The sequence below is a fragment of the Aureimonas ureilytica genome (genome assembly GCF_001475935.1).
Lineage (GTDB): Bacteria > Pseudomonadota > Alphaproteobacteria > Rhizobiales > Rhizobiaceae > Aureimonas > Aureimonas ureilytica_A.
On sequence record NZ_LDQA01000053.1, the window covers coordinates 14,925 to 28,544 of the forward strand.

Annotated in this window: 11 protein-coding genes; 5 read left to right on the top strand and 6 right to left on the bottom strand. The window is 67.5% G+C overall.

Annotated elements, in window-relative coordinates; genetic code table 11:
• The first annotated feature begins 6 nt into the window (after positions 1–6).
• Positions 7–1,416: an amidase gene (locus NS365_RS18395; RefSeq protein WP_058601757.1), complete on the top strand. Its 1,410-nt coding sequence runs from the start codon at positions 7–9 to the stop codon at positions 1,414–1,416.
• 73 nt (positions 1,417–1,489) lie between these two features.
• Here the strand turns inward: NS365_RS18395 and NS365_RS18400 are convergent, their stop codons facing one another.
• Positions 1,490–2,884, bottom strand: a complete 1,395-nt coding sequence (locus tag NS365_RS18400; RefSeq protein WP_058601758.1) for a helix-turn-helix domain-containing protein — start codon at positions 2,882–2,884, stop codon at positions 1,490–1,492.
• Between the two features lie 118 nt (positions 2,885–3,002).
• On the opposite strand from NS365_RS18400, the gene NS365_RS18405 reads away from it, so the two are divergent.
• Genes NS365_RS18405 through NS365_RS18420 form a run of 4 tightly spaced genes read left to right on the top strand, consistent with a single transcriptional unit; the run spans position 3,003 to position 9,145 of the window.
• A complete protein-coding gene (locus tag NS365_RS18405) occupies positions 3,003–4,529 on the top strand; it encodes an acyl-CoA carboxylase subunit beta (protein WP_058601759.1) in 1,527 nt (508 codons plus the stop codon).
• Positions 4,530–4,555: 26 nt separating this feature from the next.
• The gene (mce, locus tag NS365_RS18410; RefSeq protein ID WP_058601760.1) at positions 4,556–4,972 is read left to right on the top strand and encodes a methylmalonyl-CoA epimerase; all 417 of its coding nucleotides are present in this window, start codon (positions 4,556–4,558) and stop codon (positions 4,970–4,972) included.
• Positions 4,959–7,124 carry a methylmalonyl-CoA mutase gene (scpA, locus tag NS365_RS18415; RefSeq protein ID WP_058601761.1) on the top strand — a complete coding sequence of 722 codons (2,166 nt, stop codon included), beginning with the start codon at positions 4,959–4,961 and terminating at the stop codon, positions 7,122–7,124. Before mce ends, scpA begins: the two co-directional genes overlap by 14 nt.
• 11 nt (positions 7,125–7,135) lie before the next feature.
• Positions 7,136–9,145: an acetyl-CoA carboxylase biotin carboxylase subunit gene (locus tag NS365_RS18420; RefSeq protein ID WP_058601762.1), complete on the top strand. Its 2,010-nt coding sequence runs from the start codon at positions 7,136–7,138 to the stop codon at positions 9,143–9,145.
• A gap of 307 nt (positions 9,146–9,452) precedes the next feature.
• Here the strand turns inward: NS365_RS18420 and NS365_RS23765 are convergent, their stop codons facing one another.
• From NS365_RS23765 to NS365_RS18440, 5 genes are all read right to left on the bottom strand, one after another.
• Positions 9,453–9,599 (bottom strand): DUF1127 domain-containing protein, encoded by a 147-nt coding sequence (locus tag NS365_RS23765; RefSeq protein ID WP_082640129.1) that lies wholly within the window; start codon positions 9,597–9,599, stop codon positions 9,453–9,455.
• Positions 9,600–10,126: 527 nt separating this feature from the next.
• The gene (locus tag NS365_RS18425; protein ID WP_058601763.1) at positions 10,127–11,143 is read right to left on the bottom strand and encodes a Gfo/Idh/MocA family protein; all 1,017 of its coding nucleotides are present in this window, start codon (positions 11,141–11,143) and stop codon (positions 10,127–10,129) included.
• 35 nt (positions 11,144–11,178) lie between these two features.
• On the bottom strand, positions 11,179–11,625 hold the full coding sequence (aroQ, locus tag NS365_RS18430; protein ID WP_058601764.1) for a type II 3-dehydroquinate dehydratase: 447 nt from the start codon (positions 11,623–11,625) through the stop codon (positions 11,179–11,181).
• Between the two features lie 43 nt (positions 11,626–11,668).
• Positions 11,669–12,541 carry a shikimate dehydrogenase gene (locus tag NS365_RS18435; RefSeq protein WP_058601765.1) on the bottom strand — a complete coding sequence of 291 codons (873 nt, stop codon included), beginning with the start codon at positions 12,539–12,541 and terminating at the stop codon, positions 11,669–11,671.
• Positions 12,542–12,735: 194 nt separating this feature from the next.
• Complete coding sequence (locus tag NS365_RS18440; RefSeq protein WP_082684712.1) at positions 12,736–13,566, bottom strand: transporter substrate-binding domain-containing protein; 831 nt, start codon at positions 13,564–13,566, stop codon at positions 12,736–12,738.
• Positions 13,567–13,620: the final 54 nt, after the last annotated feature.

Here is a 13,620-nt window from a genome sequence, read left to right on the forward strand (position 1 = left end):
CCAGAGATGACCTCCCTTCTCGACCTCACCGCGAGCGAACTCCTGCGCCGGTTCCGCGACCGATCGCTTTCCCCGCTGGACTATTGGCAGGCCGTGGAGCAGCGGATCGAGGCGTTCGAACCTGACGTCGCCGCGCTCTGGGCCTATGATCCCGACACCGCGCGAGAGGAGGCCCGCGCCTCCACCGAGCGCTGGGCGCGCGGCGCGCCGGCCGGGCCGCTCGACGGCATCCCGGTCTCGGTCAAGGAACTGATCGCGACGCGCGGCCTCGGCGTGCCGCTCGGCACCGCCGCGACCGTCTTGGAGCCCGCCGAGGTGGATGCGCCCGCAGCGGCGCGCCTTCGCGAGGACGGGGCGATCATCTTCGCCAAGACGACCTGCCCGGACTACGGCATGTTGTCCTCCGGCCTGTCGTCCTTCCACAAGCTGTCGCGCAATCCGTGGAACCTCGCGCTCAATCCGGGCGGGTCGAGTTCCGGGGCGTCGGCCGCGGCGGCGGCGAGCTACGGCCCGTTTCATGTGGGCACCGATATCGGCGGCTCCATCCGGCTGCCGGCGGGCTGGACGGGCATTTTCGGCCTCAAGCCGAGCCAGGGGCGCATTCCCGTCGATCCCTATTATGTCGGCCGCTGCATCGGCCCGATGACGCGCACCGTGGAGGACGCGGCGCTGATGATGGCCTCCCTGTCCCGCCCCGACTGGCGGGACGGCACGAGCCTGCCGCCCGAGGCGATCAGCTGGACCGATATCGAGAATGTCGACGTGTCTGGCCTGCGCGTCGGGGTCATGATGGATGCCGGCTGCGGCCTTCCCGTCGAGCCCGAAATCGAAGAGGCCGTGCGCGAGGCCGCGCGCTGGTTCGAGGAGGCGGGTGCCCGCGTCTTCGACGTGAAGCCAGTCCTGACGCGCGAGATGCTGGACGGGCTCGACGCGTTCTGGCGCGCGCGCTTCTGGGGCCAGATGCTGAAGCTGGAGGACGCCCGGCGCGCCCTGATTCTGCCCTATATTCTCGAATGGGCCGAGGCGGGCGCGGAGATCAGCGGGGTGGAGGCGGTCCGGGGCTTCGACCAGACCATGGCCATGCGCAAGAGCTGCGGCGCGCTGTTCCAGAGCGTCGATATCGTGCTCTCGCCGACCAACCCGATCGTCTCCTACCCGGCCGAATGGCCCTCGCCCACCAACGACCCGCAGCGGCCCTTCGAGCATATCGCCTTCACGGTTCCCTGGAACATGTCGGACCAGCCAGCGGCCTCGGTGAATTGCGGCTTCGCGGCGAGCGGAATGCCGATCGGTCTCCAGATCGTCGGCCCCCGCTTCGCCGACCTGACGGTGCTCCAGATGTCGCGCTTCGTGGAAACCCGACGCGGCGCGATGCCGAAATGGCCGGAACCCGCCTCGCTCGAAGCGGTCGCCTGAGGCGGCTCACGCCGCCTGGCCGGGCGATGCCGGGAGCGCACTGATCTCGGGTGATCTCCATCAGGTAAGCGCCCTAAAGCACGCGGTAGGGCACGAAGCGGCGCAGATGCGGATCGACGGAGATCGGGCGTTCGGTGGGCGGGAAGGCGCGCTGGTCGCAGTCCGGGCGCGGGCAGAGGCGGCAGGTGCCCCCGATCGGTGTGGCGGTGCCCCGCACGTCCATCCCATCCGCATAGACGAAAGCGCCCGCGTGCTCGGCCTCGCAGCCGAGCGCGACGGCATAGCGCCGGGGCGGGCGGGCATAGGAGCCGGACGGCTTCACCAGACCCTTGGCCATGGAAACGTAGCGCACACCATCCGGCATCTCGGCGAGTTGGACCAGCACCCGGTCGGGGATCGCGACGGCCTCATGGACGATCCAGAGCGGGCAGGCCCCGCCGAAGCGCGCGAACTGAAGGCGCGTCGCCGAATGGCGCTTGGTGATGTTGCCGGCCATGTCCACCCGGCAGAAGAAGAAGGGCACGCCCAGCGCGCCGGGCCGTTGCAGCGTGGATAGCCGGTGGCAGGTCTGCTCGAAGCTCGTCGCGAAGCTCTCGCGCAGCCGGTCGATATCGTGCCGGAACGCGCGCGCCCGCGCGCGGAAGCGCTCATAGGGCATGAGGAGCGCCGAGGCTCCGTAATTGGCAAGGCCCGCCTCCAAGAGATTGCGCTCCTCCGCGCTCGGCAGTTTCGAGGCGCTCGCAATGTCGGCGATGATCGTACCGAAGGAGAGAAGCGCGATCTGGTTGGCGAGGGTGAAACGCCTTGTTTCGGGCGGCAGTGCGCGGCCGAGCGTGAGCCGCCGCGTGCCGGGGTCGAAGCTGCGCAGGATGCCCTCCCCCGCCGCCTCGCCGGCCTCCTGCAAGGTGACGCCGTGCCGCGCTTCGAGATAGGCGAGGAGATCGGCTTCCCGTGGCGGGTCGCCGGAAAGTTCGCTCGCCAGCGCCTCCGCCGCCATGTCGAGCGGGTGAATGTAGTTGCCCGCTTCGTGGAACCAGTCGCGGATGCGCTCCCAGGGCAGGCGGCCGCCCGCCACCGCGCTGTCGGCCAGCGCCTCGTCGTCCATGGAGCGGCGCTCCTGCATGGCGCGCCAGGAGGCGTGAAGCTGCGCGATCCGCTCGGCCAGCGCCGGCTGGCGCTCCAGAAGCTTGAGGGCGCGTTTGGGGTCGTCCAGCCCGTCGAACAGCGGATCACCCAGGAGATGGGCGAGCGAGACGGCACGCCGTCCGGGCGTCAGGCCCCGGTCGGACCAGTCGAGCGGAAAGGCCTCCACGAGGCGCGCGGCGACAGCGGCGGTGAGCGGGCGCAGATCGTTTTCGAGCTGCGAGAGATAGCTGACCGATATGCCGAGCCGCGCCGCCATGTCGGCTTGCCCGAGCCCTTGCGTTGCTCTCAAGGCCCGCAGGTCGGACCCGACATAATCCGCCATCGCACCCCCGCCTCTGTGAAGATTTCACAAGATCATTTCACGACACCACATTTGCATATTGGGCGTGGGGCTGGAACAACAGGGCCGGCTTTGCGAATTTTCACCGGGAGGGATTTCGATGCCGGACAGCCTGACCCAGTTGGAGGAGCGGCGCTCCCAGGCGCGCCTCGGCGGCGGCGAGCGGCGCATCGACGCCCAGCACGCCAAGGGCAAGCTGACGGCGCGCGAGCGGCTGGACGTCCTGCTGGACGAGGGCTCCTTCGAGGAGCTCGACATGTTCGTGGAGCACAATTGCACCGATTTCGGCATGGAAAGCCAGATCATCCCCGGCGACGGCGTGGTGACGGGCTCGGGGACCATCAACGGCCGGCTGGTCTTCGTCTTCTCCCAGGATTTCACCGTGTTCGGCGGCTCCCTGTCGGAGCGCCACGCGCAGAAAATCTGCAAGATCATGGACATGGCCCTGAAGGTCGGCGCGCCGGTCATCGGGCTCAACGATTCCGGCGGCGCGCGCATTCAGGAGGGCGTCGCGAGCCTCGGCGGCTATGCCGAAGTGTTTCAGCGCAACGTGCTGGCGTCCGGCGTCGTGCCGCAACTCAGCCTCGTCATGGGCCCCTGCGCGGGCGGCGCGGTCTATTCGCCGGCCATGACCGACTTCATCTTCATGGTGAAGGATTCCAGCTACATGTTCGTGACCGGCCCGGACGTGGTGAAGACGGTGACGAACGAGGTGGTGAGCCAGGAGGATCTCGGCGGCGCGGTGACGCACACCACCAAATCCTCCGTTGCCGACTGCGCCTTCGAAAACGACATCGAGGCGCTGCTCGCCGCGCGCGATCTCATGGGCTTCCTGCCCGCGTCCAACCGATCCGGCCTGCCGCAGCGCGCCTCGGGCGATCCGTTCGACCGGCTGGAGCCGAGCCTCGACACGCTAATCCCGCCGAGCCCCAACCAGCCCTACGACATGCACGAGCTGATCGGGAAGATGGTGGATGAGGGGGAGTTCTTCGAGATCCAGCCGGCTCACGCCGGCAACATCATCACCGGCTTCGGGCGGATCGAGGGGCGGCCGGTCGGCATCGTCGCCAACCAGCCGATGGTGCTGGCCGGCTGCCTCGACATCAACGCCTCCAAGAAGGCCGCGCGCTTCGTGCGCTTTTGCGATGCGTTCGAAATTCCGATCGTGACCTTCGTGGACGTGCCGGGCTTCCTGCCGGGTGTCGCGCAGGAGCATAGCGGCATCATCAAGCATGGGGCGAAGCTCCTGTTCGCCTATGCCGAGGCAACCGTGCCGAAGATCACCGTGATCACCCGAAAGGCCTATGGCGGGGCCTATGACGTGATGGCCTCCAAGCACCTGCGCGGCGATCTCAACTATGCCTGGCCGACCGCCGAGATCGCGGTGATGGGCGCGAAGGGCGCGGTGGAGATCATCTTTCGCGGCAAGAGCGCGGACGAAATCGCCGAGCGCACGGCGCAATACGAGCGCCGCTTCGCCAACCCGTTCGTGGCGGCCTCCAAGGGTTTCATCGACGAGGTGATCATGCCGCATTCGACGCGCCGCCGCGTGGCGCTGGGCCTGCGCAAGCTCAGGGGCAAGCAGTTGCAGAACCCCTGGAAGAAGCACGACAACATCCCATTGTGACTCGCAAAGGGACGGGAGGCCCCGCGATGTTCGGACGCTTGAACCATGTCGGCGTGGCGACGCCTTCGATCGTAAAATCGCGCGAGCACTATACCCGGCTCTTCGGCGCGGCTTGCGTGGGCGAGGCCTTCGACCTGCCCGAACAGGGCGTGCGCGTCTGCTTCGTGGACACCGGCAACACGCAACTGGAACTGATCGAGCCGCTCAACGACGCCTCGCCGGTCGCGGGCTTTCTCGCGCGCAACCCGGCTGGTGGTCAGCATCACCTCTGCTTCGAGGTGACCGATCTCAATGCGGCGATCACGGACCTCACCGCCACCGGCGCGCGCGTTCTCGGCACCCCGCGCATCGGCGCGCATGGCACGCGCATCGTCTTCCTGCACCCGCGCGACATGGGCGGCGTGCTGGTCGAACTCATGGAGACGCCCGATGGCGGACACTGAAGGACCGACGCGCGAAAGCTGGGAAGCGCTCGCCGCTGCGGAAGTGAAGGGCCGCGACCTCGACTGGCAGACGCCCGAGGGCATCACGGTGAAGCCGCTCTACACGGCGGAGGATGTGGCGGGCTGGGAGCCGGGCCTGCCGGGCTTCGCGCCCTTCACGCGCGGCGTGCGCGCCTCGATGTATGCCGGGCGGCCCTGGACGATCCGGCAATATGCGGGCTTCTCGACGGCCGAAGCGTCGAACGCCTTCTACCGGCGCAATCTGGCGGCAGGCCAGAAGGGCCTCTCGGTCGCCTTCGACCTCGCCACCCATCGCGGCTATGATTCCGACCACCCGCGCGTCACCGGCGATGTCGGCAAGGCGGGCGTCGCGATCGACACGGTGGAGGATATGAAGATCCTCTTCGACGGCATCCCGCTGGATCAGATGTCGGTGTCGATGACCATGAACGGCGCGGTCATTCCGATCCTCGCCTTCTTCATCGTGGCGGGCGAGGAACAGGGCGTGCCGCGCCAGAAGCTCGACGGGACCATCCAGAACGACATCCTGAAGGAGTTCATGGTCCGCAACACCTATATCTACCCGCCCGAACCCTCCATGCGGATCGTCTCCGACATCTTCGCCTATACGAGCCGGGAGATGCCGCGCTTCAATTCCATCTCCATCTCCGGTTACCATATGCAGGAAGCGGGGGCGACGCAGCTTCAGGAACTCGCCTTCACGGTCGCCGACGGCATGGATTACGTCAAATACGGCGTGGCGTCCGGCCTCGACATCGACGCCTTCGCCGGGCGCCTGTCCTTCTTCTTCGCCATCGGCATGAACTTCTTCATGGAAGTCGCGAAGCTCAGGGCCGCGCGCGTCCTCTGGCACCGCGCGATGACGGAGCTTGGCGCGAAGGACGAGCGCTCCAAGATGCTGCGCACCCATTGCCAGACATCCGGCGTCTCGCTGACCGAGCAGGACCCCTATAACAACGTCATGCGCACGACGATCGAGGCCATGGCGGCGATGCTGGGGGGCACGCAGTCGCTCCACACCAATGCGCTGGACGAGGCCATCGCGCTGCCCACCGACTTCTCCGCCCGCATCGCCCGCAACACGCAGCTCGTCCTCCAAGAGGAGACGGGCATGACCAGGGTGGTAGATCCGCTGGGCGGCTCCTACTATGTCGAGAGCCTGACCAAGGCGCTGGTGGATGGCGCGTGGGAGTTGATCCTGCGCATTCAGAGCGAAGGCGGCATGGCCAAGGCCGTGGCGGCGGGCTGGCCGAAGGCGATGATCGAGGAAGCGGCGGCGGCCAAGGCCGCGCGGATCGATCGCGGCGAGGACGTGATCGTCGGCGTCAACAAGTATCGGCTGCCGGAAGAAGCGCCGATCGACATTCTCGACGTGGACAACCACGCGGTGCGCGAGGCGCAGATGCGGCGGATCGAGAGCGTGAAGTCGAGCCGCGACGGCAAGGCTGTGAGCCAAGCGCTCGACGCGTTGCGCGAGGGCGCACGGGCCAAGGGCAATCTCCTCGAACTCGCCGTCGAGGCCGCCCGCGCCCGCGCCACGCTCGGCGAAATTTCCGCCGCGATGGAGGACGTGTTCGGCCGTTTCGACACCAGCCCCAAGCCTGTGAAGGGCGTCTATGGCGGGGCCTATCAAAACGATCCGCGCTGGACGCGGCTGACCGATGCGGTGGCCTCCACCGAGCGCCGTCTCGGCCGCCGCCCGCGCATGTTGGTCGCCAAGATGGGCCAGGACGGGCACGACCGGGGGGCCAATCTCGTCTCCTCCATGTTCGGCGATCTCGGCTTCGAGATCGTGCCGGGCCCCTTGTTCCAGACGCCCTCGGAGGCCGCCGCGCTGGCGGTATCGAGCGATGTCGATGTCGTCGGCGCGTCCTCGCTCGCCGCCGGGCACAAGACGCTGATCCCCGAACTGATCGGCCATCTGGCGGACCAGGGGCGCGCCGACATCAAGATCGTCGCCGGCGGCGTCATCCCGGCGCAGGATTACGACGCGCTGCGCAAGGCCGGCGTTTCCGCGATCTTCGGCCCCGGCACCAATCTCGTGGAGGCGGCGGCCGAGGTGCTGCGCCTTCTCGGCCACAACATGCCCCCGGCGGACGAACCGCCAGCCGACCGCAACGCCGCAGAGTGAGGACCGCCCCCGTGTTCCAGAAGATCCTCATCGCCAATCGCGGCGAGATCGCCTGCCGCGTCATGCGCACCGCCCAGCGCATGGGGCTCCAGACCGTCGCCGTCTATTCCGACGCGGACGCGCGCGCGCCTCACGTGCTCATGGCCGACGAGGCGGTGCGCCTCGGTCCCGCGCCGGCGGCTGAGAGCTACCTGCGCGCCGACCTGATCCTCAATGCTGCCAAAGCCACCGGCGCGGACTGCATCCATCCCGGCTACGGCTTCCTGTCGGAGCGCGAAAGTTTTGCCCGCGCCTGCGAGGAGGCCGGCATCGCCTTTGTCGGCCCGCCGCCTGGAGCCATCGCGGCCATGGGCGACAAGATTCAGTCCAAGAAGCTGGCGGCGGAAGCTGGCGTCAATGTCGTGCCGGGCTTTCTCGGCGAGATCGACGACACCGAACACGCGGTGCGGATCGCCGCCGAAATCGGCTTTCCCGTGATGATGAAGGCGTCCGCCGGCGGCGGGGGCAAGGGGATGCGGCTCGCCTGGACCGAAGGGGACGTGCGCGAGGGTTTCGAGGCCGTGAAGCGCGAAGGTCTGTCGAGTTTCGGCGACGACCGCGTCTTCATCGAAAAGTTCATCGAAGAGCCGCGCCATATCGAAATTCAGGTGCTGGGGGACCAGCACGGCACCGTGCTTTACCTCGGCGAGCGCGAATGCTCGATCCAGCGCCGGCATCAGAAGGTGGTGGAGGAAGCGCCCTCCCCCTTCGTCACGCCGGACATGCGCCGCGCCATGGGAGAGCAGGCGGTGGCCCTCGCCAAGGCCGTCGGCTACCACTCCGCCGGCACGGTGGAATTGATCGTCTCGGGCGCGGACCCGACGGGGGAGAGCTTCTACTTCCTCGAAATGAACACGCGCCTTCAGGTGGAGCATCCCGTCACCGAGATGGTCACCGGGCTCGACCTCGTGGAGGAGATGATCCGCGTGGCGGCGGGCGAGCGGCTGCGGATCGCGCAGGACGATGTCACGCTGAACGGCTGGTCCATCGAGACCCGCGTCTATGCCGAAGACCCCTATCGCGGCTTCCTGCCCTCCACCGGCCGGCTCGTGCGCTACCAGCCGCCCGAGCCTTCATCGGGCGAGCGCGGCACGGTGCGCGTCGATGACGGCGTGGTGGAAGGCTCGGAGATTTCGCGCTTCTACGATCCGATGATCGCCAAGCTCGTCACCCATGGCTCCACGCGCGAGGCGGCGGCCGATCTCCAGGTGGAGGCGCTCGACCGCTTCCGCATCGAGGGCATCGGCCACAATATTGATTTCCTCTCTGCCCTGATGCAGCATCCGCGCTTTCGCGAGGGCGCGCTCACGACCGGCTTCATCGCGGAGGAATACCCCGAGGGATTCACCGGCGCACCGGCCGGCGACGATCTCACCGCGCGGCTCGTCGCCGTCGCGGCCGTGACGGACTTCGCGACCCGCCAGCGCGACGCGAGCCTCACGGGCCAGCTTGGCGGACCGCTGGCGATCCACCCGGAACGCATTGTATCGTTTGCCGGCGAAGACCATGAAACGCGCGTCGATACGGAGGGCGAAGGCCGCTGGCGGGTGATCCTGAACGGGCGCAGCCTCGCCGTTGCGTCGTCCTGGCGTCCCGGCGAGGCGCTGTTCGAAGGCACGGTGGACGGCCAGTCCTTCGCCGGCTTCCTCAAGCGCCGGCCGGACGCGCTCCTGATCACCACGCGCGGCGCGACGCATCCCCTGCGCCTCGGCTCGGCCCGTCTGGCGGCGCTGCGCCGGCACATGCCTGTCAAGCTGCCGCCCGACCTCTCCCGCCTTCTTATCTGCCCGATGCCGGGCCTCCTGACCCAGCTTCACGTCCAGCCCGGCGACAAGGTGGAGGCCGGGCAGATTCTGGGCACGATCGAGGCCATGAAGATGGAAAACAACCTGCGCGCCGCAAAGGGAGCAACGGTTCTGGCCGTCCACGCCAGCGTCGGCGAAAGCCTGCCCGCCGACTTCGTCATCCTCGAATTCGAGTGAACCGAAGCCGGAGGCTGGCAACGCGCCTGGGATGTCCGCTCTTGCCATTTGCCCATCAGGTCCGGCTTGGGCATGAGGTAAGGCCGCCATCGGCGATCCGGCGGATCGGCCCATCCTCGGTTTCGCCATGGGCGGCGATGAACCCGGATGCTCGATGCCCGCATCGGGCTTTCTCTTCCCACAACGAAAAACGCCCTCACCGGGGGAGGACCGGCAAGGGCGTTGGAGAGAAGCCGAAGGGTGGGAGGAACCGTTCGGCCAGTCCGCTTCAGGTGGGGGAGGACCAGCTGATGCGAAAGGGGGAAACTTAGGAGCGGACCGCCTGACGGGCGATGGCCGGGATGTCGGAGCGTGCGATGCCGAGATCAGCGAGTTCGCGTTGCGAGAGACGGTTCAGTTCGGCGGCCGTGTTGCGATACTGGCGCCAGGTGCTGAAGGAGCGAGCGAGGGACATGGGTAGCTTCCTTTCGTGTCCGGCCTCTCATCGGTGGTGGCCGGCATGTGCGTGTTCTTCCGATGGAGGGAACCTACGCCTCCCGCTCATCGGGCAGTAGCGCAAAGCTCGAAGAGGAGCTTTGCAGTTCTTCGCTATCGGCCGCGAGCAAGCCCGATATGCAGACATTGCATAACTCACTCGTCCCCGAAACGGCTCGGGTCCGGCTGGAGCTGGGAGCACGGAATTCGCATTTCCCCGCGCATGAAACGAACCGGGCAAGTGGGCGGATTGGGGTCGATCATAGCCCGCTTTCCCACGTCTTAGAGAAACCAGCGCCCCTCACAGACTGAACCGGGTAGGATACGGCGCGGGAACGAACACGGCTCCAATGCTGGAACCGTTGCTCGGACATCAAGGCCAGCGGCCCGGTCTTTTGGCGCAGACCCGCCCTGACAGGCTGGGGCCATCGGGATTTCGATATGGCATCCGACGCGCCGCTGGATCTCAATCAACGCGGTGTCAGAGCGGGTCGAAGAAGGTCCGGGTCAGCGCGAGGGCAAGGTGACGCGCTCTCCGATCTCGGCGGCTCGCTTGATGGCGATGATGACCTCCAGGGTTCGCAGGCCCTCCCGCCCGCTGACGAGGGGGGCGGCGTCGCCTCGGATCACATCCACGAAATGGCGGATCTGGAGCACCAGGGGGTCTTTCGGGGCGATGCCGATGCGCTCGCGCCGAAGCGGCTCCCACCAGCTGCGCGGGCCCGCGTTGCTCCAGATGTCGAGCTGGGGAAGCGACAGCGATCCGTGTGTGCCCGCGATCAGATAGCAGGCCTCGTCGGCCCGGGGATAGGCCGGGTTTTCGCCCGTCGTCATCTCCCAGCTCCAGGGCGCGACGGCCGTGTCGCAGACCGAGACGGTCGCCAGCGCCCCGGAGGCGAACTGGAGGATGATCGCGGCCGTGTCCTCGACCGGGTAACCCCGGACAGTGTTGGACTCCACCGCCTGCACGGCGGAGACCTCGCCCAGCAGCGCGCGCAGATTGTCCACATCGTGGATGAGATTGAGGAAGACCGGCCCCGCCCCCGGCTCGCGCCGCCAGGGCATGTCGAAATAATCGTCGGGCTTATAGAGCCAGAACAGGGCGTTCACCGCCACGATCCGCCCCAGACGCCCTGATGCCACGATCTCTCCCGCCGCGCGCATGATCGGGTTGTGGCGGCGATGATGGCCGATAAGGAGAGGCACGCCGGCCCGCTCCGCCGCCAAGACCAAGCGCTCGCCCTCCGCCAGATCGTCGGCGATGGGCTTTTCCACTAGAACCGGGATGCCGGCGGCCACCGCCTCCAGCGCGTTCTCGACATGGACCTGATTGGGCGTGGCGATGATGACGCCGTCCGGCCGCTCCGTGGCCAGAAGTTCGCGCAGGCTCGAAACCCAGGGCGCGCCGGTGTCGGCCGCGACGCGGCGTCCGGCATCCGTCGGATCGACCACGGCCGTCAGCTCGGCTTGCGGCTCGGCCGAGACATGCTGGATATGGCGGCGTCCGATGAGGCCGGCCCCCATCACCGCGAGCCGGGCCGGGCGGGGGGCCGATCCGCTCACGACGCGGCGGCCGCGATCAGCGTGGCGACGCGGCGGATGCCGAGGAGATAGCCTTGCGTTCCCAGCCCCGCGATCACGCCGTCGGCGCGCAGCGAGACATAGGAATGGTGGCGGAAGCTCTCGCGCTTGTGGACGTTGGAAATGTGGACCTCGATCACCGGCGGCTCGAACGTATTCAGCGCATCGAGGATCGCGACCGAAGTGTGCGTGAAGGCGGCGGGGTTGATGACGATGCCGGCCGCCACCTCTCGCGCTTCGTGAATCCAGTCGATGATCTCGTATTCGCGATTGGACTGGTGGAAGCGGATCTCGTGACCCAGCTCGGCGGCGAGCGCCCGGCAGTCGCGCTCAACATCGGCGAGCGTCTCCGTGCCGTAGATATGGGGCTGGCGCTTGCCCAGAAGGTTGAGATTGGGTCCGTTGAGAACGAAGATCAGGCTCATGGCGCGGCTTTCGGTGGTCTGGCTTTCGAAGAAATAGCGGGTTTCACCCGGCGCGGCACAGGTCCGCGAAATGGCGGGTCATGCGGGCGGCGTCGGGCGTGTGGCCGCAGAAGAGCGCGAAAGCGGCAGCGGCCTGATGGACGGTCATGCCGCCGCCCGGCAGCGTCCGGCAGCCCCGCTGCTCGGCCAGCGCCAGAAGCTCGGTGACAAGAGGCATATAGACGATGTCGGCCACCCAGTGCTCGGGCCGCAGCCAGTCCGGCTCGATCGGCAGTCCGGGATGAGCGGGCATCCCGGTGGGGGTCGCGTGGATCAGGCCATCGGATGCCGCGAGCGCCACCCCGACATCGCGCACGGCCTGCGCGCGGCCCGCGCCGAAGCGCCCGTTCAAAGCCTCAGCCAGCGCCTCGGCGCGCGCGGAGTCCTGATCGAAGATCGAGAGCTGCCCGATCCCGAGCTTCAGCGCCGCATGGGCGACGGCAACGCCCGCACCGCCCGCGCCGAGCAGCACGGCCGAGCCCAGCGCGACGCCCGGCAGCCCGGCGCGGAAGCTCTCGTAGAAGCCGATCCAGTCGGTGTTGTGGCCCGTGCGGTTTCCCTGATGAAACACGACCGTATTGACCGCGCCCAGCATGGCCGCATCGTCCGACAGGCCGGTCAAATGCGGCAAGACGGCCTGCTTGAAGGGATGGGTGATGTTGACGCCGGCAAAGCCCTGCGCCTCCGCATGGGCCAGAAGCTCGGGCAGGTTGATGGCGTCGAAGGGCGGAAGGCGCGTGTCGAACAGGGTGTAGCGATAGTCCAGCCCCAGCGTGCGCCCTTCGGTCTCATGCAGGCCGGGCGACTTGGAGAGCTGGATGTCGGAGCCGATCAGGCCGACCCGGACGATTGGGGATGTGTCACCCTGATGGGGCATTCTGGCGTCCTCTGGGCACGGAAGGATTTCGGCAGGCACTAAACGGCACCGAGCCGCCGGAATCGGCTGGCCAGGTCGTCTCGCCACTCGGGCAAGTTACGTGTCTCGCCGGGAGATCGTGACGGGCGCTCCATGGCTGGAAGCGCGGAAGCGGCGACGAGGCGGGCAGAAGCCCGCCCCGCCTTCAGGCCGATTTATTGCACCGTGAAGGGAATGTTGGGGATGGACTCGGGGAAGGCCGGAACCGGCACCTTCATCCACTTGGCATAGGCGGCGGCGAGTTCGCCGTCGCCCTTGATCTTGTCGATGAACTTGTTGATCGCCTCGTTCCAGTCCTTCTCGCCCTTGCGCGTGCCCGCGCCGTTATAGACGGTGAGGAAGTCGATCTTGCGCTCGTATTTGCCCGGCGCGGCGGCGTCGAGGCGCTGGAGATAGAACTGGTTGCCGCCGACCGCCTCGACCTGACCCGACAGGAGCGCCTGGATCGAGGCGGCGTCGTCGTCGAAGCGCCGGATGGTGGCGATATTGCCCATCGAGTCGGTGGCGGCCTTGTCCTGCGCGCTGGAGCGCGGCACGCCGATGGCGATGCCCTTGGCGTCTTCCGGCTTGGCCATGGTCTTGTCCTTCGGTCCGTAGAGCGAAATGACGTTTCCGGCATAGGGCTTGGAATACTGGATCGCCTTGGCGCGCTCTTCCGTCATCGCCATGGTGGCGAAGAGCACATCGACCTTGCCCGTGGTCAGGGCCGGGATGCGGTTGGAGACGGCGAGCGGGGTGAACTCGACCTCGAGGCCGAGATCCTTAGCGAAGAGGCGGGCGATGTCGGCGTCGAACCCATCCTGCTGGCCGCCCGAGTTCACGAAGCCCCAGGGCTGGTTGTCGCCCTGAATGCCGACGATGATGCGCCCGCGCGCCTTGGCCTCTTCCAGCGAGGCGGCATCGGCCGAAACCGAGCCGAACAGGGCGGCCAAGGCGACGGTCGCCAGCGCCGCGCGGCGGGCGAAACGGCTTGTGTTGGTGAGCATCGAAATCATGAAATCCTCCCAGGATGGATGATGAGTTGGCCGCGCCTGCGGCCA